Genomic DNA, 23,792 nt, shown 5'->3' on the forward strand with positions numbered 1-23,792 from the left:
ACTAAATAGGAGACATTTTGCGGCGGCTGTACAAGCCACCCAACAAACCGGTCAGGCAACCCATCACCAGGCCACCCACGTGGGCCGCGTTGGCGATTTCGCCGAAGCCGATCATCGAGACCAGGCCCGACAGGCACAGCACCAGCCACACCAGCATCATCACCAACACCCCGCGAGGCAGACGATACACCGGATTCGGCGACACCCACTGATAGATCCAGCAATGCCCGAGCAAGCCATACAGCACGCCGGACAACCCGCCAAACAGGCCGGGACCACCAAAATAGTATTGAGCGTAGTTCGACACCAGGCTGAACAGCAGCGTCAGGCCCAGCAGGTTGATGCTGCCCTGGCGCAACTCGATGCGCCGCCCCAGTTCCCAGTACCACATGCCGTTCATGGCCAGGTGCAGGATGCCGAAGTGGATCAACATCGGCGTGACCAGGCGCCACCACTGTCCCGACGCCAGGCTGTCGGTCAATGGCGTGAAACGGATGTACTCGCCTGCCACGCTGAACGGCAGGAAGGTCAGCCAGCTCATGGCTTGCAGGTTATCCCCCAGCAACGTAACGGCGCCGACGATGATGCTCAGCAGCAACACCAACGCGGTCACCGGGCTGTGGCGAAGCTGCTGGGCAAACCCGGGACGCCTGGTCGACGTCGCCTGCTCGGGAATGTCCAGTTGCTGGTCCGGGTCACCGGCCGGAAAGCGCTGGTACAGGACCTTCACGTCTTCACTGATGGAGTCAGGCACCCACAGCACCTGCTCCCCGGCTTCTTCGCTGACGCGATGGGGCACTTGCATGCGTTGCAGAAGCTTGACGAAACCACTCAAATCCACCGCCAGCGGCAGGCGTAATACAGCAACGGTACTCATGAAATAACCTCAGGGCGCTCGACATCGACCCAAACAAATTTACGCGGGTCCAGGCGGGTTTCCTGATCCAGCCGGTACGCCACCAACTTACCGTACAGCACCGCGCTGTAGTCCAGGCAGGCCAGGTTCGGGCGGATCGGCGCCGGTTTGCCGCTGCGCCAGTAGTGGCCGACGAACAGCAATGGCTCGTCGACGCCGTAGCGCAGCAGGGAATTCTTTTCAGTGGACGACAGCGGCGTGGCGGCCACAGGTTCCGGCAGCGCATCGGGCTGGAACACGATATCGCCGTAGGTTTTCGGGTCGTCTTCCCAGAACTTGGTGCGGAAGAACGAACGCGTCAGGCCGTCGCCGCCGGTGAGGGTCAAGCCGTCCGGCAGGCGCATGTCGGTGCCGCGCAACAGGCGGTCGAAGGCATTGCTGGCGAAACTGCCAGGCACGGCGGCGGCTTGCAGGAAGTGTTCGTCGATGCAGCCGTCCGGGAAATGCGCGCGCAGGGGCTCGATAAAGCCGTTGTCCCAACAGGCGTGCACTACGCGGAATCGCCCGGCGTCGACAAACAGCGGCATGTCATAGAACCAGCCGAGGAAATCGTGCCAGTCTGCCGGGTGCTGTTCGAACTGGGTCAGGGTCTCGTGGATCAACCGCGCGTGGCGTGGCGTGTGCTCGCGCACAAACTGCTTGCCGCTGCCTGGGGCGGCGGGCGTGCTCCAGCCCAGCGCGTTGAACTCATGGTTGCCCATGATGCACAACGCCTGGCCGGCCTCGGTCATGTCGTGGACGATATGCAGCGCCTCGCGAATGCGTGGGCCACGGTCGATGATATCGCCGAGGAACACGGCCATTCGCGACGGATGCCGCCAGGTACCGCCCTGCTTGTGGTAACCCAACCGGTCGAGCAAGTGCTCAAGGGTATGAGCGCAACCGTGCACGTCACCAATCAGGTCGTAGCTACGCGCGGGATCGAGCATCAGTCGCCTCCACCCCCCAAGCGGCTGCCCCAGCCCAGCTTGGTCCGGCACACTTCGTAGTAGTTGTGGTCCAGCGGGTGGATCAACCGCAACTTCTGTGCCTTTTTGCTCACGGTGATGGTGTCACCGGGGGCGCAGGTGAAATGGTTCTGCCCGTCGCAGGAGACTTGCGGGTAGATCTGCATGTCTTTGGACACCACGATTTTCAGCTCACTGTTGCCGTCGACCACAATAGGCCTGCTGGACAACATATGGGGATACATCGGCACGATCACAATGGCATCCAGCTTGGGATGCATGATCGGCCCACCGGCCGACAGCGCGTAGGCCGTGGACCCGGTCGGCGTGGCGACGATCAGGCCGTCGGCCTTCTGGCTGCACACGAACTGGCCGTCGATGTACAACTCGAACTCGATCATCCGCGTCGACTTGCCGGGGTGCAGCACCACATCGTTGAGGGCGTCGCCCTGGCCGATGGCTTCGCCGTGGCGGCGCACTTCGGCTTGCAGCAGGAAGCGGTTTTCCACCAGGTAATGGCCGTCCAGCACCTTGGCCACTTCGACTTCCAGCTCGTCGGGGCGAATATCGGTGAGGAACCCCAGGCTTCCGCGGTTGATCCCCAGCACCGGCACGTTATGCCGCGCCAGCGCCCGGGCGGCGCCCAGCAGGCTGCCGTCGCCGCCCACCACGATCACCATGTCGCAGACTTCACCGAGCATCTTGCGCGACGAGGTCTGCAGGCCATGGCCCGGGAGGATTTCAGCGATGGTGTCTTCGAGGATCACGTGCAGGTGGCGCTCGAGCAGAAACTTTTTCAGTCGGCGGACGGTGTCCAGCACCTGGGTACTGCCCAGGCGACCGATAATGCCGATATTGCGAAATTGCTCCATGGGGCTCCTGCGGGGTTCGGGTTCTGCAAAAAAGAACGATTATGGGCGAAAGCCGGCGTTACACAAAATCCTTTGTCGCCGCAAACCCCAGACGACAACGGTTCTCAGCCCCCTTCCCGGCTGTAAAAGGCTATGCTCGGACCATGACTCTGTTCCCTGATTTGCAGCACCTGCCCCGCCAACTGCGTCACCCCGAGGTGCGCGATCTCGCGTGGGTGATGCTCGCCCCGCCGATGCTCGCGCAAACGCCGTGGCCACAACGCCACCCGCTGACCGGCAGCGACTGGGTGCAGGCCCCGCATTTGCTGGAGCAGTGGCTGCGCCAGCTGGATCAGGACAGCAGTGCCTTGCTGCATTGGCTGAGCCAGGCACGCACCCGCCGGCTGGGGTTGTATTACGAACGGCTGTGGCAATTCGCCGTGCAGCATGCGCCGGGCGTGGAGCTGCTGGCGGCCAACCTGCCGATCCGCCAGGCCGGGCATACCCTGGGCGAGCTGGACATGCTGCTGCGCGACCGTGACGGTGTGCATCATCTGGAACTGGCGATCAAACTCTACCTCGGGCCCCAGGACGGTAATGGCCGGGACACCGCGCAATGGCTCGGCCCCGGCTGCCACGACCGGCTCGACCGCAAACTGGCCCACCTGGCCCAGCACCAACTGCCGATTTCCGCCCGGCCGGAGAGCCGCGAAGTCCTGGCCGCGCTGGATATCCAGGCTTTTGATGCCCATCTGTGGCTGGGCGGGTATCTGCTCTACCCATGGCCGGGCATGGCGCAGGCGCCGGAGGGCGCGCATCCCCAACACCTGAATGGCCGTTGGCTGCATCAGCGCGATTGGTCGAGGTTTATCGAGCAAAGCCCGGCAGGACGCTGGCAACCGCTGCCCCGCCACGCATGGCTGGCGCCGGCGCACTACCCGGCAGACGAAGCCTGGGACGTGGCCCGGATGCAACACTGGCTGACCGAGCTGGACCCCATGGCGCCCGCGCAGTTGCTGGTGCGCCTGGTGGAAAACAGCGAAGGTGAATGGGAAGAAGCCGAACGGTTGTTTCTGGTGGCGGATCTGTGGCCGAACGTGCCGGCGCTTACAGGTTATCGATATGCCGATAGTCAATCTGTAACCCCATAGCCAGCTGCTTTGAACGGCCCAACCGAATCGGGCCGCGCTCGATGTCCACCAGCAAGCCCGGGCAGTCCAGCTGCGGCAGCCCTGCCACATCCTTTAGCCGTCCATCGGTGATCACCAGCAACCGCTGCTGCTCCACCGGGTAACGCTTGCGACGAGCCGCCAACCAGTGCCCCGCTTCGTTCAGCGCTGCCAACAATGGCGTGCCACCGCCTGCACCGAGGCCATCAAGCCAATGACCAAGCCCTTTTGCCGCCTTTAATCCCTGCACCTGCCACTTTGGCGATTGCCCGCTCGCGGTGAGCAACGCCATGCGCGCCCGCTGTCGATAGGCATCGTCGAACAGTTGGGCCAGTAATCCCTTGGCATCGCTAAGCGCCTGATGCCGCCGGGTGGACGCCGAAGCATCGACAATCACCAGCCACAACTCATGGGGCGTACGGCTACGCAGTTGATACAACAAATCTTCGCGGCGTTGCGGCCGCCCGCCGAGCAAGGTGCCCGGCCAGCTGATCGAACCTTCGGCCGCGCTGCGCACCTGGCCGTGCCGGCCCTTGTTCAGTCGACCCGCCTTGGGCCGTGCATCCGCCCCCGCGTCAGGTTTGGGGCGGATGCCTAGGGCTTTTTTGGCCAGGTGGGCACATCACGGCGAGCACCTATCGGCAAGGCGGGTGCGGGCATGTCGCCCCATTGGCCCTGGCCTTCAGGTGCATCATTGGGCTTGGGTGATTGACCGCCAGCGGGCGGCGTTGCAGGCGGGGATTGCTCCTGACGACGATGGCGCAGGGCAAATTCCGCGACCGCTTCGATATCTTCTTCGCTGATAGCCGTCGCACCCCGCCAGGCCGCATGGGCACGTGCGCCACGCAGCCAGACCAGGTCGGCGCGCAAGCCATCGACCCCAGCGGCAAAGCAGCGCTCGGTAATCTGCGCCAGCGCCTGGTCATCCAACGGGATGCTCTCCAGCAATGCGCGAGCCCGGGTGCAGCGCTCACGCAACGCGGCCTGCCGGTCGGCCCATTGCCCGCAGAAACCCTGAGGGTCGCTGTCGAAATCCAGGCGGCGACGGATGATCTGCCCGCGTTCGGCCGGCTGGGTGTGCCCGCTCAGCGCCACGTTGAAACCAAACCGGTCGAGCAATTGCGGGCGCAACTCGCCCTCTTCCGGGTTCATGGTGCCGATCAGCACAAAACGCGCCGAATGCCGGTGGGAAATCCCGTCGCGCTCGATCAGGTTGGTGCCGCTGGCGGCCACGTCCAGCAGCAGGTCCACCAGGTGGTCGGGCAGCAGGTTGACTTCATCGACATAGAGCACGCCGCCGTCGGCCTTGGCCAGCACGCCGGGGGAAAACTGTGCGCGGCCCTCACTGAGTGCCGCGTCCAGGTCGAGTGTGCCCACCAGCCGCTCTTCGGTGGCGCCCAACGGCAGCGTGACGAACTGGCCGCTGGCGAGCAGGTCCGCCAGGCCACGGGCCAGGGTGGACTTGGCCATGCCGCGCGGGCCTTCGATCAGCACACCGCCGATTTTCGGGTCGATGGCGGTCAGGCACAGGGCCAGTTTCAAGTCGTCGGCACCGACCACGGCGGACAGCGGGAAATGTGGAATGTCGGTCATCAACTGCCTTCTTCTATATCCAACAACAGGTTTTCCAACGCCTCGCGGTACGCCCCAGGCTCCTGCCACATGCCGCGTTGCTGAGCTTCGAGCATGCGTTCGGTCATGTCCCGCAGGGCATCCGGGTTGTGCTGCTGCACAAAGGCGCGGGTGTCCGGGTCCAGCAAGTAGGCATCCGCCAGCAACGCGTATTGATGATCGTCGATCAACGCCGTCGTAGCGTCGAACGCGAACAGATTATCCACGGTGGCCGCCATCTCGAACGCGCCTTTATAGCCGTGGCGCTTCACCCCTTCGATCCACTTCGGGTTGGCCGCCCGGGCACGAATCACCCGGTTCAACTCTTCCTTCAACGTGCGGACTTTCGGCAAGTCCGGCTGGCTGTGGTCACCATGATAGCTGGCGGCCTTGTCGCCGCTCAGGGTTTCCACGGCGGCGAGCATGCCGCCCTGGAATTGGTAGTAATCATTGGAGTCGAGCAGGTCATGCTCGCGGTTGTCCTGGTTCTGCAACACCGCCTGCACCTGGCTCAAACGCTGAGCAAACTGTTCGCGGGCGGCGGTGCCTTCGTCGGAGCCGCCATAGGCGTAGCCGCCCCAGTTCAGGTAAACCTCGGCCAGGTCTTCGCGGCTCTGCCACAAGCGCCCATCAATCGCGCCCTGCACGCCGGCGCCATAGGCACCGGGCTTGGCGCCGAAGATCCGCCAACCGGCCTGCTTCGCCGCCGCGTCCTCGTCAAGGCCCGACAGGCGCAAGGCCTCTCGCTCACTGCGCACCTTGGCCGCCAGCGGGTTCAGGTCATCCGGTTCGTCCAGCGCAGCCACGGCTTGCACCGCCGCGTCGAACAGGCGGATCAGGTTGGCGAATGCATCGCGGAAGAAGCCCGACACGCGCAAGGTCACATCCACCCGTGGCCGGTCCAGCAGACTGATGGGCAGGATTTCAAAGTCATCCACCCGCTGGCTGCCCGTGGCCCATACCGGGCGCACGCCCATCAGCGCCATGGCCTGGGCGATATCGTCGCCACCGGTGCGCATGGTGGCGGTGCCCCACACCGACAGGCCGAGCTGGCGCAAGTGGTCGCCATGATCCTGCAGGTGACGCTCAAGAATCAGGTTCGCCGACTGGAAGCCGATGCGCCAGGCAGTGGTGGTGGGCAGGTTGCGCACATCCACCGAGAAAAAGTTACGACCGGTAGGCAACACGTCCAGGCGGCCCCGGCTCGGCGCGCCGCTGGGCCCGGCCGGGACGAAGCGCCCGTTCAAGGCATCCAGCAACCCGCGCATTTCCGCCGGGCCGCAGGCATCCAGGCGTGGCGCGACGACGATGCGCAAGCTCTCGATCACCGCCTTGACGTCTTCCCAGCCGGGCTCTTCAAGCTGCTCCACGGCACCTTCCAGCGCCTGCTCGATCAAGCGAGCGGCATACAGCTCCAGGCGTTCACGGGTGTCGCCGGCAGTGCGCCACAACTGCGTGTCGATCTTCTGCAACACCACTGGCCGGCGCCCCGTCCACGGCTCGGCCAGGGCGCAGTCCAGCGGATCGAAGCCCAGGTCGAAGGCCTTGGCCAATACCCGCAGCAGGCTCGATTGCGGCCCCCGCCCATCGCCACGCGGAATACGCAACAACGCCAGCAAGGTGTCGATGCGCAAGCGGCCCTCGGGTGACTCGCCGAAAATGTGCAGGCCATCGCGAATCTGCGACTCCTTCAAGTCACACAGGTAGGTGTCCAGGCGCGGCAGCCAGATCGCCGCATCGGCGTCGCTGTCGAGGTTTTCGTCCAGGGCCAGTTCCTGGTCGATGCGGGTTTCGCGCACCAGCTTGAGGATGTCCTTTTGCAGCTCGCGGGCACGCCGTGGGTCGAGCAGTTGTGCCTCGTAATACTCGTCGGCCAGCAACTCCAGGTCGCGCAGCGGCCCGTAGGTTTCGGCGCGAGTCAGCGGCGGCATCAGGTGGTCGATGATCACGGCCTGGGTGCGGCGCTTGGCCTGGGCGCCCTCGCCCGGGTCATTGACGATAAACGGGTAGATATTCGGCAGCGGCCCCAGTAGTGCGTCGGGCCAGCAGTTCTCGGAAAGCCCGACGCCCTTGCCCGGCAGCCATTCCAGGTTGCCGTGCTTGCCAACGTGGATCACGCCGTGGGCGCCGTAGGTGTGGCGCAACCAGAAGTAGAACGCCAGGTAGCCATGGGGCGGCACCAGGTCCGGGTCGTGATAGACCGCACTCGCGTCCACCTGGTAACCCCGGGCCGGCTGGATGCCGACGAAGGTCAGGCCCAAACGCAGGCCGGCAATCATCATGCGCCCGTCGCGGAACATCGGATCGCTATGAGGCGTACCCCAGCGTGCCAACACGGCCTGGCGATTGGACTCGGGCAAGCGGTTGAACATCGCCTCGTAGTCATCCAGCGCCAGGCTCTGATGACACGGACGCAAGTCGAGGCTGTCCAGGTCGTTGCTGACGCCGCCCAAGAGCGCCTGGATCAGTGCCGTTCCGCTTTCCGGCAGCTCGTCCGGCAGCGGATAACCTTGGATTTTCAGTGCCCGCAGGATATTCAGCGCGGCGGCTGGGGTGTCGAGACCCACGCCGTTGCCGATACGTCCGTCCCGGGTCGGGTAGTTGGCGAGGATCAGCGCGATACGCTTTTCGCCATTCGGCACCCTCGCCAGTTCGACCCAGCGCCGCGCCAGTTCGGCGACAAAGTCCATGCGCTCCGGCTGTGCGCGATAGCACACCACATCCGACTGGCTGCGCTCACTGCGCCAGGCCAGGTCCTTGAAGCTGATGGGCCGGCTGATGATGCGCCCGTCCAGTTCCGGCAACGCGATGTGCATCGCCAGGTCACGTGGGCCGAGGCCTTGCTCGCTGGCCTGCCAGCCGGGCTCGTTGTCCTGGGCGCAAATCGCCTGGATCACCGGAATATTGCGGCGAAACGGCCGCAGGTGCGGCGCTTCGGGGCTGGACTGGGCAAAACCGGTGGTGTTCAGAATCACCGAGGCGTGCACTTCGTCCAGCAAATCCTCGACCACGGTCAGGCAGCCGGGCTCTTTCAAACTGGCCACCGCCATCGGCAGCGGGTTGAGACCCGCGGCCTGCAAGCGCTGGCAAAAAACATCGATAAAGCCGGTGTTGGCCGCCTGCAAATGGGAGCGGTAGAACAGCACCGCCGCCACGGGAAAATCAGCTTGCCAGTCAGCCTGCCAGTCGTTGAGACGGGCATTGGCTTTATGCGGATGATAAATCGCCGTGCGCGGCAGGGTTTGCGGCTCGCTCCAGGCGTAATCGCGGCCAAGGTAGCCGGCGGCCAGGCAACGATAGAAATCCAGCGCATTACCCAAACCACCCTGGCGCAGGAAGTGCCAGAGCCGGTCACGCTCCTCGGCGCCCACGGTGCTGAGGCCACTGAGTTCCGGGTCCGGGCGATCATCCCCCGGCACCAGGATCAGCTGCACGCCGCGCTCGGCCAACTCCACCAGGCGCTCGATACCGTAGCGCCAATAACCGATGCCGCCGTGCAGCGAAATCAGGATGACCTTGGCGTGGCGCAGCACCTCGTCCACATACAGGTCGACCGAAGCATGGTTCTGCACCTGCATCGGGTTGGCCAGGCGCAGGCTCGGGTAATCCTCGGGCAACTGCTGGGCCGCTTCGGCCAGCAGCGCCAGGCTGGAATCACCGCTGCACAGGATCACCAGCTCGGCGGGGGTTTGCCCAAGGTCGGCGATGTTGTCATCCGAAACGAAACCGCCGGGCTGGGTCCTGAGCAGATGCATGGTTTAAACGCTGAGGGCAGCGCGCAGTTGCGCTTCGAGCAAGGCGGCGTCGAGTTCCTGGCCGATCAGCACCAGGTGCGTGGCGCGCGGCTCATCGGCGCGCCAGGCGCGGTCGAAGTGCTTGTCGAAACGCGTGCCCACGCCCTGGATCAGCAGGCGCATCGGTTTGTTCGGGATCGCCGCGAAGCCCTTGACCCGCAGGATGCCGTGCTTGACCACCAGTTGGGTCAGGGCGTCCAGCAGCAGGCTTTCGTCGGCCTGGGGCAGTTCGATGGAGATGGAGTCGAAGGCATCGTGGTCGTGGTCGTCTTCACCTTCGTGGTGATGATCGTGATGGCTGTGGCGGCCATCGATGTGTTCTTCCGAGCCCGCGCCCAGGCCGATCAATACGTCCAGCGGCAGGCGACCGCTGCTGGCTTCGATGATTTTTACCGCCGGCGGCAGTTCTTCTGCCACTTCCAGGCGCACACGGGCCAGGTCTTCAGGGCTGATCAGGTCGGACTTGTTGAGGATCACCAGGTCGGCGCTGGCCAGTTGGTCAGCGAACAGCTCGTGCAGGGGGGATTCGTGGTCCAGGTTCGGGTCGAGCTTGCGCTGGGCGTCAACCTGGTCCGGGAAGGCGGCGAACGTGCCGGCGGCCACGGCCGGGCTGTCGACCACGGTGATCACGGCGTCAACGGTGCAGGCGCTGCGGATTTCCGGCCACTGGAACGCCTGGACCAAGGGTTTTGGCAGGGCCAGGCCCGAGGTTTCGATGAGGATATGGTCGAGGTCGCCGCGACGGGCCACCAGTTCGCGCATCACCGGGAAGAACTCTTCCTGGACCGTGCAGCACAGGCAGCCATTGGCCAATTCGTAGACGCGGCCGTTCGCCTCTTCTTCGGTACAGCCGATGGAGCATTGCTTGAGGATTTCACCGTCAATGCCCAGCTCGCCGAACTCGTTGACGATCACCGCGATGCGGCGCCCCTGGGCGTTATCCAGCATGTGGCGCAGCAAGGTGGTCTTGCCCGAGCCGAGGAAGCCGGTAACGATGGTGACGGGGAGTTTGGCCAGTGTTTTCATCGGATGCCCTTTGGGGCGGGCATACGGGACGAGTGGCCCTGCGCGGGTGCGCAGAAGCAGAATTCGCCACCGGATCACCCCGCCCGGTTGAAGTAGAAAATCGGTTGCGAGGCAGGTCTCCTGGCTTGGGGCTTGCCGGCGGTGAGGCCGGCGCTGGCTGCGCCTTCCCGCCTTGTTCAGGCAGTGGCGTGGCAGTCAGATAAACCCTTTACAGTTGCGGGGGCAGCCGCGGCATTGACCGCGTTCCCTTCTTAGCTTCGGCCTGGGCCGAAGAACCTCGAAGGTGCAAGGCTACGCAGTGCGCGGGGACGGGTCAATGTCCGAGCGTTTGGCACTAAGCAGCGCCAGGCGCTCCAGCATGCCTTCGCTCGCCGCCGGCCCGGCCTGGACGCTGCATTGCTCGACGGACACGCGCACACCGTCGGCGTCCACCACCGCCACTTCCACCGGGCGCCGGGTTTCCCGGTCAACCAATTGCAGGCTTTCACCTTCGTTGGCGAAATGGCGGTTGCCCCAACCGACGAACGCCATGATCACCACCCGGAAATCCTCGCCGACCGGCGTCGGCACGTACTCGAAACGGGGCGGCCGCTCGCTGTATTGCCGGCGTTCCAGCAGCCCCGCTTCCACCAGGCTGTTGAGCCGGCGGGTGAGCATATTCGGAGCGATTCCCAGGCTCTGGGAAAACTCGTCAAAACGCCGCAAACCTTGCAGCGCGTCGCGCATGATCAGGATGCTCCACCACTCGCCTACCCGTTCCACTCCACGGGCTACCGGGCATTCGGCATTCACCAGCGACTTACGTTGCATTGCAGTTCCTCTGTGGGGCGGCTACGGAAATTTCAGCTATCGGATGTTACTTTCATAATGATAGTTTCGTCCATGCATTGCTACCAACCTGAAATTTGCGGAGCTAAGCGATCATGAGTAAGCGAATTGTTGTGACCGGCATGGGTGCAGTGACACCGCTGGCAACCGGCGTGGAACAGACCTGGAAGCGCCTGCTGGCCGGTGAATCCGGGATTCGCAGGCTACCCGAGGCATTGATCGGCGACCTGGCAATCAGCATCGGCGGCCAAGTGTTGGACCGCATCCAGGACCCTGAAGCCGGCTTTGACCCGGACACTGTCATCCCGGCCAAGGAACAACGCAAGATGGACCGGTTCATCGTGTTTGCCCTGGCCGCCGCGCAAGAGGCCCTGGCCCAGGCTGGCTGGAGTCCGCAGACGCCATCGCAGCAGGAACGTACCGCGACAATCATCGCCTCCGGCGTGGGTGGTTTTCCCGCGATTGCCGAGGCCGTTCGTACGGCTGACAGCAAAGGGCCTCGCCGCCTGTCGCCGTTCACGATCCCGTCATTCCTCGGCAACATGGCGGCCGGGCACGTGTCGATCCAGCATCAACTGAAAGGTCCGCTGGGCTCCCCCGTCACTGCCTGCGCCGCCGGCGTACAGGCGATTGGTGATGCTGCGCGAATGATCCGTGCCGGCGAAATCGACATCGCCGTGTGTGGCGGCGCCGAAGCCTGCATCCACCGGGTCAGCCTCGGCGGTTTTGCTGCGGCGCGTGCGCTGTCCAGCGATTACAACGACACGCCGGCATTGGCTTCCCGCCCGTTTGATCAAGGCCGCGACGGGTTTGTGATGGGCGAAGGTGCCGGACTGTTGGTGATCGAGGAACTGGAGCATGCATTGGCTCGTGGGGCGACGCCTATCGCAGAGCTGGTGGGCTACGGCACCAGCGCCGACGCCTATCACATGACCTCGGGCCCGGAAGATGGCTCGGGTGCACGCAGGGCAATGGAATTGGCGATCGCGCAGGCCGGAATCAGCGCCGCACAGATCCAGCACTTGAACGCCCATGCCACGTCGACCCCCGTAGGCGACAACGGCGAACTGGCAGCGATCAATACGCTGTTCGGAGCCGATTCCAGTGTGGCTATCAGCGCAACGAAGTCGGCGACTGGCCACTTACTGGGCGCAGCGGGCGGGATCGAGGCGATCTTCACCGTGCTCGCCCTGCGCGACCAGATTGCCCCGGCGACCCTCAATCTGGACAACCCGGCCCCCGCTGCCGAAGGACTGGATATGGTCCGAGGCCAAGCCCGGTCGTTGCCGATTGAATACGCGATTTCCAATGGGTTTGGATTCGGCGGCGTGAATGCCAGCGTGCTGTTCAAACGCTGGCAATAACCCGGCGATTTGACGCCCATCGCCCGCCCATGCTCTCCTACACATCTTGTTTCGGGTGCCCTTCACAGGGTGAAACGGGAAACCGGTGAGTCATGTTCCTTTACTCAAGGGCGTGACGAGTCCGGTGCTGCCCCCGCAACGGTAAGCGAGTGAAGCATCAAAACCACTGTGCCTCTACGGCATGGGAAGGTGATGCTTTCAAGGCCCAGGCCCCTCGCAAGCCCGGAGACCGGCCCGAAAAAATCAGATAACAAACCCGCGGTGGGCGGGCGCTGTTCAGAACCCTGCGTGCCTGGCTCGCGGGGTTTTCATGCGCTCGTGTCACCCTGAAACCCTGAAGGGACGCGCCATGTCGATCATCAGCAGCACCGCCTCTACCGCCAGCACCACCGCCACCCTGAGCCAACGCCTGACTGCCGCCATCAGCGCGTCGATCCTCGGCGCGTGCCTGGTGTATTTCGCCGGTTTCTCGCACATCGAAGCGGTGCACAACGCCGCCCACGATACCCGCCACAGCGCTGCGTTCCCTTGCCACTGAGACCTGCCGACATGATCAAGCGTATTGCTCAAACCGCAGGTTTCACCGGCCTCCTGGCCGCCTTGCTGCTGACCTTGCTGCAAAGCTTCTGGGTTGCCCCGCTGATCCTGCAGGCGGAGACCTTCGAAAACGCCCCGGCCGCGACCGAAGTGCATGAACATGCCGAAGCCACGGCCCACACCCACGACGCTGAAGCCTGGGAGCCGGAAGATGGCTGGCAGCGTGTGCTGTCGACTACGGGCGGTAACCTGGTGGTCGCCGTAGGTTTTGCCCTGATGCTTGCGGGTCTGTACACCTTGCGTGCACCGACCCGTACGGCCCAAGGCCTGCTATGGGGCCTGGCCGGTTACGCCACCTTTGTGTTGGCGCCGACCCTGGGCTTGCCGCCTGAATTGCCGGGGACTGCGGCGGCAGACCTGGCGCAACGGCAAATCTGGTGGATCGGCACTGCCGCCTCTACCGCGGCCGGTATCGCGCTGATCGTGTTCGGTCGTAACTGGCTGCTGAAAATCCTGGGCGTGGCGATCCTGGCTGTGCCCCATGTGATTGGCGCACCACAGCCGGAAGTCCACTCGATGCTGGCGCCGGAGGCTCTGGAAGCTCAATTCAAGATCGCCTCGCAGTTGACCAACGTTGCCTTCTGGCTGGCGCTGGGCTTGATCAGTGCCTGGCTGTTTCGCCGTAACCGTGATGGTCAGTATTCGGCATGATCCTGGCGGTTGGCCTGGGGTGTCAGCGGGGTTGTTCTGTCGACATCCTGCGTGAACTGTTCAACGCCGCCCTCGCCGAGGGTGGCATTGAGCGTCAGCGCATCACTGCGTTGGCCAGTCTTGATCGCAAGCGGGATGAGCCGGGGTTGCTGGCACTGGCTCAGGTTCTGGATTTGCCGTTGGTATTTTTCAGTGCGGAGCAATTGGCGCCCTATGAAGATCGACTGAGCCATAAGTCCGAGACGGTTTTTGCTCATACCGGCTGCTACGGCATTGCTGAAAGTGCCGCCCTGGCCCTGGCAGAACAGCTGTCTCAAAGCCCTGCCACCCTGCTGATCACCCGCGAAAAAACCGCCCAGGCCACCTTTGCATTGGCTTGCGCCGGCTGAATTCCCGATAATCGTCAGCTTTGATCATGAGCAATCTTCATCTGGAGGGCTGCTCGCGTGCTTTTTTTCACAGGAATGAATCCATGACTGTCTTTTTCATCGGCGCAGGCCCAGGTGACCCGGAATTGATCACGGTCAAGGGGCAGCGGCTGATTCGCAGTTGCCCGGTGATCATCTATGCCGGTTCGCTGGTGCCGGCGGCGGTGCTTGAGGGGCATCAGGCGGAGTTGGTGGTTAACAGTGCCGAGTTGCATCTGGAGCAGATCATCGAGCTGATCAAGACGGCCCATGGGAAAGGCCAGGATGTGGCGCGGGTGCATTCCGGGGATCCGAGTTTGTACGGGGCGATTGGGGAGCAGATTCGGCTTTTGCGGGAGCTTGGGATTGGGTTTCAGATCATTCCCGGGGTGACGGCGGTGGCGGCTTGTGCGGCATTGTTAGAGGCTGAGCTGACATTGCCGGACATTGCACAGAGTGTAATTTTGACGCGGTATGCGGATAAGACGGCGATGCCTGAGGGTGAGGTGTTCAGTAGCCTGGCGCAGCATGGGACGACCATGGCGATTCACCTGGGGGTGAATCATCTGGAGAAGATCGTGGCTGAGTTGGTGCCTCACTATGGGGAGGATTGTCCGATTGCGGTGGTGCATCGGGCGACCTGGCCGGATCAGGATTGGGCCATTGGTACGCTGGCGGATATTGCCGGGAAGGTGGCAGCCAAGGGGTTTCGGCGTACGGCGTTGATTCTGGTGGGTCGGGTTTTGGCCAGTGACAGTTTTGGTGAGTCGTCGTTGTATCGTGCGGGGCATGCGCATTTGTATCGGCCCTGAGGGGGGATGGGGTACATATCCGTTGTTTAGGTAACGGCGGCTTATGGTTCCGCTCTTACAGCGGCTCACTTTTGAACAGCGCAAAAGTAAGCAAAACGCTCTTGCCCCACCACTCGGCACCTCGCCTAGGCTCGGTGTGCCCTCACTCCGGCTTTGGACCGTGGGCCGCCGTCATGGGCCATCCCTGGCCCAGGACGGCTAACCTGGCGTCCTGCCAGGTTACCCACGCTCCAAAGCCTGCGTTCGGCCAGCGTGGTTAACGGGGCGCCCAAGATCAAGATCAAAAGCAGATCAAGAGCACAGCGGCCTACCGGCCGGCTTGAGTGTTGAAGAGCAAAATCAAAATCTGAAGCGGGCACGGTCCAAAAAATGTGGGAGCGGGCTTGCTCGCGAAGGTCGTTAACGATGACGCGGGCATTCTGGATGAACGCGGCGCTCTCAGGTTTTTCGCGAGCAAGCCCGCTCCCACAGAAAAGCAGATCTGCTTTCGCTCTGGTCTTTGCTTTTAACACTCAAGCCGGCCGGGAGGCCGCTGTGCTGTTGCTTTTGATTTTGATCTTGGGCGCCCCGTCAACCACGATGGCCGCAAGTAGGCACGGTGGAGCGGGTAAATCGGCAAGGATGCCGATTTAGCCGCGCCGGGCCATGGATGGCCCGTCGCGGCGGCCCGCGGAGCCGTGCCGGAGTGCGGGCATGCCGAGCCTAAGCGAGGCACCGAGTGGTGGGGCAAAGACCTTTTGGTTACTTTTGGGGCGTTTGCCAAAAGTGACCCGCTGTAAGAGCGGAACCATAAGCGGCCGTTACCGCAACAACGGATATGTACACAACATACCTAACCCAAACCATAAAAAAACGGCGCTCACGGGGCGCCGTTTTTCACATCCGCAGCGAACACCCTTAGTAGTAGGCGTTTTCTTTCTGCGTATGGTCAGTCACATCCCGCACACCCTTGAGCTCCGGAACCCGCTCAAGCAGCGTACGCTCAATACCCTCACGCAAGGTCACGTCCGCCTGGCCGCAGCCCTGGCAACCGCCACCAAACTTCAACACAGCAATACCATCATCAACCACGTCAATCAGACTCACCTGACCACCGTGGCTGGCCAACCCAGGATTAATCTCGGTCTGCAGGTAATAGTTGATGCGCTCGTTAATCGGGCTATCCGCATTAACGTTAGGCACCTTGGCGTTCGGCGCCTTGATGGTCAGCTGGCCGCCCATGCGATCCGTGGCGTAATCAACCACCGCATCGTCAAGGAACGCTTCACTGAACGCATCGATATACGCGGTGAAGCTTTTCAGCCCCAACGCCGTATCTTCAGGTTTTTCTTCTCCCGGCTTGCAGTAGGCAATGCACGTCTCAGCGTACTGGGTGCCGGGCTGGGTGATAAAGACGCGGATGCCAATGCCCGGGGTGTTCTGCTTCGACAGCAGATCAGCCAGGTAATCGTGGGCGGCGTCGGTAATGGTTATGGCGGTCATGGAAACTCCTCGCAGGCTTGCCGGCAGTTTACGCCAAATTATTACCGAGGTACAAAGTCCTAGTATTTTTGTCGGGAAAGAACCAACCGTTCGTCGCCATCGAACCAGCCTTTGAGCCGACGATAGCTGCCCTTTTCCAGCCAGTGATAGCTGGCCAGCGACCCAAGGGCGATCAGCACCACGCACACGCCGAGCATCACGTAGGCATTCACCCCATAACGCTGGGCGACAAAACCGCCGGCGGACAACACCAGCACGTGCATCAGATAGACCGAGTAGGAACAATCCCCCATCACCTTGAGCAGTCGGCTGCGCTCGAAATAGCGTTCCATCGAGATACAGGCCACCACCAGCACCGCACTCGGCAAGCCCCAGGTCAGGGCCCGCGGCGATGCCGGCCAGTGATAGATCGCCAGCAATGCCCCCGCAATCCCCAGCAATGGAAGCCACAGCCCGGGGCGAATCCAGCCCTTGCGGTAAAGCATGCCGATGCCTATCCCCAGCAGGAACTCATACACAATGTCCGAACGATAGAATTCGCTGATCCAGCCGAAAGAAGTCCACGCCTGGCACACCGCGAACAACAACGCGCCCACCACCAGCACCCGCCACTGCCGGCGAAACAGCAACACCCACGCAAACAGCACGTAGAAGAGCATCTCGTAGTTCAGGGTCCAGCCGACATTCAAGGTCGGGTACACCCCATAACCACCGGGATTTTCGGAAGGTATGAACAACAAGGACATCAACACATGGGCCGCATCTACGCTCTGGTCCGGCATCACCGGCCGCGCAAATACCACCAGCAGCGCCATCAACAGCGTGTAGAACCAGTAGGCCGGGACGATTCGCAGCAGGCGATACACCAGGAATCGCCAGGGCGGCAGCTGTTTGTTCTCGGTGGAGAGGAAGATCACCAGGCCGCTGATCACAAAAAACACATCCACGCCCGCCGCGCCCTTGTCGACAAACAGATGCCCCAGCGCCGAATCAGCCTGGAAACCAAAGAAAATCTGCATGAAGTGATGACCCACCACGGTCCAGGCCGCCAGGGCGCGCAGTGCCTGTACTGAAATCAACATCGTCGACCCGCTCTCCCAACCCTCGACACCGGTTATTCAGGTGCCTATGGCTTGGGACAGCCGTCGACGGTCAAAGGTCGATCAAAGATTCTCGTAGCGGTTCATGTCCAGCACGCCTTCTTCCAACGGCGTGGTTTCGTGGATGTACTGCGACAGGTCGTGGAAGTACTGCCAGAACTGCGGATGGCTGCGGCGAATGCCCCAACGGTCGACAATCTTCTCGAAGCGATTGGCGTCCTTGGCATTCTCCATGGCCGCGACAAACTCCGGCACTTGCTGCGCCGGAATGTTGAACATGAAGTTCGGGTAGCTGCTCAGCACGCCGGGATAAATGGTCACGGTGTCCAGGCCCGGCTGATAGCGATAAGCCTCACCGAGCATAAAGGCCACGTTGCTGTGGGCGCGGTTGCGCAACAGGCTGTACATCTCACGTTTGCCGCTGCGGGTTTCGATGCGCAGCATGGTCGCTTCCGGCAACAGGTCGATCACCTTGAGCCCCGCCGCCGGGCGGTTGGTCAGGCGGCTCAGGGCCTGTTCGGCGTCCTGCAACGCAGGGTCAATGCCCGGACGCGAGCAATAGGCGCTGACGCAACGGTTGATCGGGTCCGGGCTGGCGTTCAGGTCGCCGTAGCGGGCCAGCAACTGGTTGGCGAAGTCGCGCTTGGGGTCCTTTTCATCGAGCTTGAGGCCCGTGGGCTTGTCATCGTCGATGGCTTCATAGTCCAGCCACAGCTTGACCTTGCCGCTGTTCTGGTACCAATCGTCAAGGAAGTCATCCCGCGAGTCCGCCGGCATCAGGCGCAGGAAGTTCTGCTCGGCACCGTTGCGGATCAGGTCGAAATACAGGCGCGTCTGGGCCTGATGGGAAACGTTGCCGAACACGTCGAAATTCACCGCCAACTGGTAGTAGGTGCGCTCCAGCAGCGGATAGTCGAACAGCCACAGGGTTTGCGGCACTTCACCAATCAAGCCCTTGGTCACCGAGGCGCTGTCGAAGTGACGGAAGATGCTCAACAAGGCGTTGTCGTTGCCCGCCCACAGGCTCGACCAGCTCGGCGGCGGCAGGTCGGCATAACTGTCCCGGCGCAACGCCTCGTACTCGTTGCGCTTGTCGCGGTATTTGAGCCAGAGGCTCAGCACGCTGCCCACATCGTCAATCTGCCCCGGCATCGCCAGCAACGGCGTGGCCTGGCCGCGGTAGCGGGCATCGGTGATATACAGGTCGTGGTCGGGGTCCTGGAACAGAGTCCAGAAGTTGTCGCGGATCACGTCCGTGGCGATCTGGCCCCGGCATACCGGCCCGCGAATAAAGGTGCGCACGAAGTATTCGGCGTTATCCAGCATGAACTGGTAGCGCGCCTTGGCCGGAATCGCCTCGAAGGTCTCGAACGGGTTTGCGCGCCGGCCCGGCCCGTAGCCCGGCAAGGCTTGCACCTGCCAGTCATCGGTATAGAACAGCGACTTGATCCGGGCCATCTTCTCGGCGCTGAACGGATAGGTGATGTGAGTCTTGTGCACGATCACCCCCTGCACCGGCCACAGGCGGTAGTACACCTGGGTGCCCGGGTCGTCGTTGGGGCGGCGGGTGTTGATCAGGTCGATCGGCTGCCCGCTCGGGGTGCGCGAGCGTACCCACTGGAAGAAATGCCCCGGTTCGCCGCCTTCAAAGTAGATGTGAGCAAGGAACAGGTGCTCGAACAACCAGCGCGCCACCAGGCTTTCCCGGGCCCCGGGCTGATTGAACAGGTTTTCCCATTGCTGCACTTGCAAGGCTTCCTTGGCACTCGGGGCCAGGCCTTGTTCGTCGATCGGTGCGCCGGAGGCCAGCCAGCGTTGCAGGGTCTGGTACTGCTGGTCGGTCAGGCCGGTGACGGCCAGGGGCATGCCTTCCTTCGGGTGGTTACCTGCGTAGGCGTTGAACTCCCCCGGCATCGGGCAGGTGTTTTCGCGGCTCAGGCCCAGCACGATGTCGTCGGGCAGCTTGGCGTTGGGCGCAAGCGGCGCGTTATGCCCCAGCTCCAGCATGCGGGCCATCAGTGCGGCCTGGCTGCCCTGGGCGTCGAGTACCGAGTAGAAATCCTTTTGCTGCCAGGCGGCTTTGCCGAAGGCGTCATAGAACAAACGGGTGGGCTGGCTGGCCTGGCTGCGCTCGCCGTCGTACACCGGCACCTTGGTCGCGCCACGTGCGGCGCCTTCGGCACTGCCCAGGTTGAGCTGGCAGGCCGAGTCGTAGCAGGCGTGGCAGGCCACGCATTTCTCGGTGAAGATCGGCTGGATGTCACGGGTATAAGAGATCGCCGGGGCGGGACCTTCTGCCTGTGCGGTAAGGGCGAACAGCGCAAACGCGGCGCTGACGATGAGGCGAAGTGACATGTTTCCGGTCCCGATTCAATGCGTGCAGTGAAAAACCCGTCGATTCTACCGATGTAACGCCCCCGCCAACATGAGCGATATTCATGCAAACCCAGCACATGCTCTAAAAGCGCACAGGTTTGTTATGATCTTCGCCCTCCGTAATACCTGACCAGAGTAGTCCCATGCCCGATCGTAGCGCTCGTCTGCAAGCCCTCCACCAAGCCCTCAAGGAACGCATCCTGATCCTCGACGGCGGCATGGGCACGATGATCCAGAGCTATAAACTGGAAGAGCAGGACTACCGTGGCAAACGCTTCGCCGACTGGCCGAGCGACGTCAAGGGCAATAACGACCTGCTGGTAATCACCCGTCCGGACGTGATCGGCGGCATCGAAAAAGCCTACCTGGATGCCGGCGCCGACATCCTGGAAACCAACACCTTCAACGCCACGCGCATTTCCATGGCCGACTACGGCATGGAAGACCTCGCCTACGAATTAAACGTAGAAGGCGCGCGCCTGGCGCGCAAGATCGCCGACGCCAAGACCCTGGAAAACCCGGCCAAGCCGCGCTTCGTCGCCGGGGTGCTCGGTCCGACCAGCCGTACCTGCTCGCTGTCGCCCGACGTAAACAACCCCGGCTACCGCAACGTGACCTTCGATGAGCTGGTGGAAAACTACACCGAAGCCACCAAAGGCCTGATCGAAGGCGGCGCCGACCTGATCCTGATCGAAACCATTTTCGACACCCTCAACGCCAAGGCCGCGATCTTCGCCGTACAGGGCGTGTTCGAGGAACTCAACGTCGAACTGCCGATCATGATCTCCGGCACCATCACCGACGCCTCCGGCCGCACCCTGTCGGGCCAGACCACCGAAGCCTTCTGGAACTCGGTCAGCCACGCCAAGCCGCTGTCTGTGGGCCTGAACTGCGCACTGGGGGCGAGCGAGCTGCGTCCGTACCTGGAAGAGCTGTCGAACAAGGCCAACACCCACGTTTCCGCCCACCCGAACGCCGGCCTGCCCAACGAATTCGGCGAGTACGATGAACTGCCGTCGGAAACCGCCAAGGTCATCGAAGAATTCGCCCAGAGCGGCTTCCTGAACATCGTCGGTGGTTGCTGCGGTACCACCCCGGGCCATATTGAAGCCATCGCCAAGGCCGTGGCCGGTTACGCACCGCGCCCGATCCCGGACATTCCGAAGGCCTGCCGCCTGTCGGGCCTGGAACCGTTCACCATTGATCGCAACTCGTTGTTCGTCAACGTCGGCGAGCGCACCAACATCACCGGTTCCGCCCGCTTCGCCCGCCTGATCCGTGAAGACAACTACACCGAAGCCCTGGAAGTCGCCCTGCAGCAGGTGGAAGCCGGCGCCCAGGTGATCGACATCAACATGGACGAAGGCATGCTGGATTCGAAGAAGGCCATGGTGACCTTCCTCAACCTGATTGCCGGCGAGCCGGACATCTCCCGCGTGCCGATCATGATCGACTCCTCCAAGTGGGAAGTGATCGAGGCCGGCCTGAAGTGCATCCAGGGTAAGGGCATCGTCAACTCCATCAGCATGAAGGAAGGCGTGGAGCAGTTCATTCACCACGCCAGGCTGTGCAAGCGCTACGGCGCGGCGGTAGTGGTGATGGCGTTCGACGAAGCCGGCCAGGCCGACACCGAAGCGCGCAAGAAAGAAATCTGCAAACGCTCCTACGACATCCTGGTGAATGAAGTCGGCTTCCCGCCGGAAGACATTATCTTCGACCCGAACATCTTCGCGGTCGCCACCGGTATCGAGGAACACAACAACTACGCCGTCGATTTCATCAACGCCTGTGCCTACATCCGCGACGAGCTGCCGTATGCGCTGACCTCGGGCGGCGTGTCCAACGTGTCGTTCTCGTTCCGCGGCAACAACCCGGTGCGCGAGGCGATTCACTCGGTGTTTCTGCTGTATGCGATCCGCAACGGCCTGACGATGGGTATCGTCAACGCCGGCCAGCTGGAGATCTACGACCAGATCCCGGCCGAGCTGCGTGACGCGGTGGAAGACGTGGTGCTCAACCGCACCCCGGAAGGCACCGACGCCCTCCTCGCCATTGCCGACAAGTACAAGGGCGACGGCAGCGTCAAGGAAGCCGAGACCGAAGAATGGCGTGGCTGGGAAGTCAACAAGCGCCTGGAACACGCGCTGGTCAAGGGCATCACCACCCACATCGTCGAAGACACCGAGGAATCCCGGCAGTCGTTCGCGCGCCCGATCGAAGTGATCGAAGGCCCGCTGATGTCCGGCATGAACATCGTCGGCGACCTGTTCGGCGCCGGCAAAATGTTTCTGCCCCAGGTGGTGAAATCCGCCCGGGTGATGAAGCAGGCCGTGGCCCACTTGATCCCGTTCATCGAGCTGGAAAAAGGCGACAAGCCGGAAGCCAAGGGCAAGATCCTGATGGCCACGGTGAAGGGCGACGTGCACGACATCGGCAAGAACATCGTCGGCGTGGTGCTGGGTTGCAACGGCTATGACATCGTCGACCTGGGCGTGATGGTCCCGGCCGAGAAAATCCTGCAGGTGGCCAAGGAACAGAAGTGCGACATCATCGGCCTGTCCGGGCTGATCACTCCGTCCCTGGACGAGATGGTGCACGTCGCCCGCGAGATGCAGCGCCAGGATTTCCACCTGCCGCTGATGATCGGTGGCGCCACCACTTCCAAGGCCCACACGGCCGTGAAGATCGAGCCCAAATACAGCAACGACGCGGTGATCTACGTCACCGACGCCTCCCGCGCCGTGGGCGTGGCGACGCAGTTGCTGTCCAAGGAATTGAAGCCGGCATTCGTCGAGAAAACCCGCCTGGAATACATCGACGTGCGCGAGCGCACCTCCAACCGCAGCGCGCGCACCGAGCGCCTGAGCTACCCGGCCGCCATCGCCAAGAAGCCGCAGTTCGACTGGAGCAGCTACACGCCGGTCAAGCCGACGTTTACCGGCGCCAAGGTGCTGGACAATATCGACCTCAACGTCCTGGCCGAGTACATCGACTGGACACCGTTCTTCATCTCCTGGGACCTGGCCGGCAAGTTCCCGCGCATCCTCACCGATGAAGTGGTGGGTGAAGCGGCGACGGCGCTGTACGCCGACGCACAGGACATGCTCAAGAAGCTGATCGACGAAAAACTCATCAGCGCCCGCGCGGTGTTCGGTTTCTGGCCGACCAACCAGGTGCAGGACGATGACCTGGAAGTCTACGGCGATGACGGCCAGCCGATTGCCAGGCTGCACCATTTGCGCCAGCAGATCATCAAGACCGACGGCAAGCCGAACTTCTCCCTGGCCGACTTCGTCGCGCCCAAGGACAGCGGCGTAACCGACTACATCGGTGGCTTTATCACCACCGCCGGCATCGGTGCCGAAGAAGTGGCGAAGGCCTACCAGGACGCCGGCGATGACTACAACTCGATCATGGTCAAGGCCCTGGCCGACCGCCTGGCCGAAGCCTGCGCCGAGTGGCTGCACCAGCAAGTACGTAAGGAACACTGGGGTTACGCCAAGGACGAAGTGCTGGATAACGAAGCGCTGATCAAGGAGCAGTACAGCGGTATCCGCCCTGCCCCGGGTTACCCGGCGTGCCCGGACCACACCGAGAAGGCCCAGTTGTTCCAGCTGCTGGACCCTGAGGCCCAGGAGATGCACGCCGGCCGCAGCGGCGTGTTCCTGACCGAGCACTACGCGATGTTCCCGGCAGCGGCCGTCAGCGGCTGGTACTTCGCTCACCCGCAAGCGCAGTACTTTGCGGTGGGCAAGATCGACAAGGACCAGGTCGCCAGCTACACCGCCCGCAAGGAGCAGGACCTGAGCGTGACCGAACGCTGGCTGGCGCCGAACCTGGGTTACGACAACTAAGTTGTGG

The 23,792-nt window shown here is 62.8% G+C and carries 18 protein-coding genes and 2 riboswitches; of the genes, 7 read left to right on the forward strand and 11 right to left on the reverse strand.

The genetic code is table 11. The features are described 5' to 3' along the window. Position 1: 1 nt before the first annotated feature. The 3 genes from V6607_RS18385 to V6607_RS18395 are packed head-to-tail and all read right to left on the reverse strand — an operon-like array spanning position 2 to position 2,735. Positions 2 to 877, reverse strand: coding sequence for a rhomboid family intramembrane serine protease (locus V6607_RS18385; RefSeq protein WP_008431996.1), 876 nt, complete (start codon positions 875 to 877; stop codon positions 2 to 4). Next, positions 874 to 1,848, reverse strand: a complete 975-nt coding sequence (locus tag V6607_RS18390) for a metallophosphoesterase (protein ID WP_161635726.1) — start codon at positions 1,846 to 1,848, stop codon at positions 874 to 876. The genes V6607_RS18385 and V6607_RS18390 overlap by 4 nt, the downstream gene beginning before the upstream one ends. Then, complete coding sequence (locus V6607_RS18395; RefSeq protein WP_003217892.1) at positions 1,845 to 2,735, reverse strand: NAD(+) kinase; 891 nt, start codon at positions 2,733 to 2,735, stop codon at positions 1,845 to 1,847. The genes V6607_RS18390 and V6607_RS18395 overlap by 4 nt, the downstream gene beginning before the upstream one ends. Positions 2,736 to 2,878: 143 nt before the next feature. Between V6607_RS18395 and V6607_RS18400 the strand changes: the two genes are divergently transcribed. Next, positions 2,879 to 3,865 (forward strand): DUF1853 family protein, encoded by a 987-nt coding sequence (locus tag V6607_RS18400; RefSeq protein ID WP_134326790.1) that lies wholly within the window; start codon positions 2,879 to 2,881, stop codon positions 3,863 to 3,865. Here V6607_RS18400 and V6607_RS18405 read toward each other — a convergent pair. The 5 genes from V6607_RS18405 to V6607_RS18425 all read right to left on the reverse strand — a co-directional run bounded on the left by V6607_RS18405 (position 3,822) and on the right by V6607_RS18425 (position 11,124). Beyond that, on the reverse strand, positions 3,822 to 4,424 hold the full coding sequence (locus V6607_RS18405; RefSeq protein ID WP_134326791.1) for a VWA domain-containing protein: 603 nt from the start codon (positions 4,422 to 4,424) through the stop codon (positions 3,822 to 3,824). The two genes, V6607_RS18400 and V6607_RS18405, sit on opposite strands and share 44 nt — an antisense overlap. A gap of 53 nt (positions 4,425 to 4,477) precedes the next feature. Beyond that, positions 4,478 to 5,476, reverse strand: coding sequence for an AAA family ATPase (locus tag V6607_RS18410; protein ID WP_102605646.1), 999 nt, complete (start codon positions 5,474 to 5,476; stop codon positions 4,478 to 4,480). Next, entirely contained in the window at positions 5,476 to 9,249 is a 3,774-nt protein-coding gene (cobN, locus tag V6607_RS18415) for a cobaltochelatase subunit CobN (protein WP_134326792.1), read from the reverse strand. The genes V6607_RS18410 and cobN overlap by 1 nt, the downstream gene beginning before the upstream one ends. Positions 9,250 to 9,252: 3 nt before the next feature. Beyond that, positions 9,253 to 10,314, reverse strand: coding sequence for a cobalamin biosynthesis protein CobW (cobW, locus tag V6607_RS18420; protein WP_003217887.1), 1,062 nt, complete (start codon positions 10,312 to 10,314; stop codon positions 9,253 to 9,255). Between the two features lie 92 nt (positions 10,315 to 10,406). Further along, positions 10,407 to 10,609: riboswitch (cobalamin riboswitch) on the reverse strand. Beyond that, on the reverse strand, positions 10,606 to 11,124 hold the full coding sequence (locus V6607_RS18425) for a helix-turn-helix domain-containing protein (RefSeq protein ID WP_134326793.1): 519 nt from the start codon (positions 11,122 to 11,124) through the stop codon (positions 10,606 to 10,608). It overlaps the preceding riboswitch by 4 nt. Before the next feature lie 113 nt (positions 11,125 to 11,237). Here V6607_RS18425 and fabF point away from each other — a divergent pair, with 113 nt between their 5' ends. From fabF to cobM, 5 genes are all read left to right on the forward strand, one after another. Further along, positions 11,238 to 12,506 (forward strand): beta-ketoacyl-ACP synthase II, encoded by a 1,269-nt coding sequence (gene fabF, locus V6607_RS18430; protein WP_134326794.1) that lies wholly within the window; start codon positions 11,238 to 11,240, stop codon positions 12,504 to 12,506. Between the two features lie 36 nt (positions 12,507 to 12,542). After that, positions 12,543 to 12,759, forward strand: a riboswitch (cobalamin riboswitch). Positions 12,760 to 12,855: 96 nt separating this feature from the next. Next, on the forward strand, positions 12,856 to 13,044 hold the full coding sequence (locus V6607_RS18435; protein WP_134326795.1) for a CbtB-domain containing protein: 189 nt from the start codon (positions 12,856 to 12,858) through the stop codon (positions 13,042 to 13,044). An 11-nt stretch (positions 13,045 to 13,055) separates the two neighbouring features. After that, the gene (locus V6607_RS18440; protein ID WP_008431977.1) at positions 13,056 to 13,754 is read left to right on the forward strand and encodes a CbtA family protein; all 699 of its coding nucleotides are present in this window, start codon (positions 13,056 to 13,058) and stop codon (positions 13,752 to 13,754) included. After that, on the forward strand, positions 13,751 to 14,143 hold the full coding sequence (locus V6607_RS18445) for a cobalamin biosynthesis protein (protein ID WP_087694355.1): 393 nt from the start codon (positions 13,751 to 13,753) through the stop codon (positions 14,141 to 14,143). Before V6607_RS18440 ends, V6607_RS18445 begins: the two co-directional genes overlap by 4 nt. A gap of 83 nt (positions 14,144 to 14,226) precedes the next feature. Beyond that, positions 14,227 to 14,973 (forward strand): precorrin-4 C(11)-methyltransferase, encoded by a 747-nt coding sequence (cobM, locus tag V6607_RS18450; protein ID WP_134326796.1) that lies wholly within the window; start codon positions 14,227 to 14,229, stop codon positions 14,971 to 14,973. Between the two features lie 897 nt (positions 14,974 to 15,870). Here the strand turns inward: cobM and nfuA are convergent. The 3 genes from nfuA to V6607_RS18465 form a co-directional block, all read right to left on the reverse strand. Next, positions 15,871 to 16,455, reverse strand: a complete 585-nt coding sequence (gene nfuA / locus V6607_RS18455) for a Fe-S biogenesis protein NfuA (RefSeq protein WP_003210817.1) — start codon at positions 16,453 to 16,455, stop codon at positions 15,871 to 15,873. A gap of 59 nt (positions 16,456 to 16,514) precedes the next feature. After that, entirely contained in the window at positions 16,515 to 17,537 is a 1,023-nt protein-coding gene (locus V6607_RS18460; protein WP_338739685.1) for an acyltransferase, read from the reverse strand. An 81-nt stretch (positions 17,538 to 17,618) separates the two neighbouring features. Continuing rightward, positions 17,619 to 19,910, reverse strand: a complete 2,292-nt coding sequence (locus V6607_RS18465; RefSeq protein ID WP_134326798.1) for a fatty acid cis/trans isomerase — start codon at positions 19,908 to 19,910, stop codon at positions 17,619 to 17,621. Between the two features lie 164 nt (positions 19,911 to 20,074). On the opposite strand from V6607_RS18465, the gene metH reads away from it, so the two are divergent. Beyond that, a complete protein-coding gene (gene metH / locus V6607_RS18470; RefSeq protein ID WP_134326799.1) occupies positions 20,075 to 23,785 on the forward strand; it encodes a methionine synthase in 3,711 nt (1,236 codons plus the stop codon). The last annotated feature ends 7 nt before the right edge of the window (positions 23,786 to 23,792 follow it).

The sequence above is a fragment of the Pseudomonas sp. KK18 genome, assembly GCF_037094675.1.
Taxonomy (GTDB): Bacteria; Pseudomonadota; Gammaproteobacteria; order Pseudomonadales; family Pseudomonadaceae; genus Aquipseudomonas.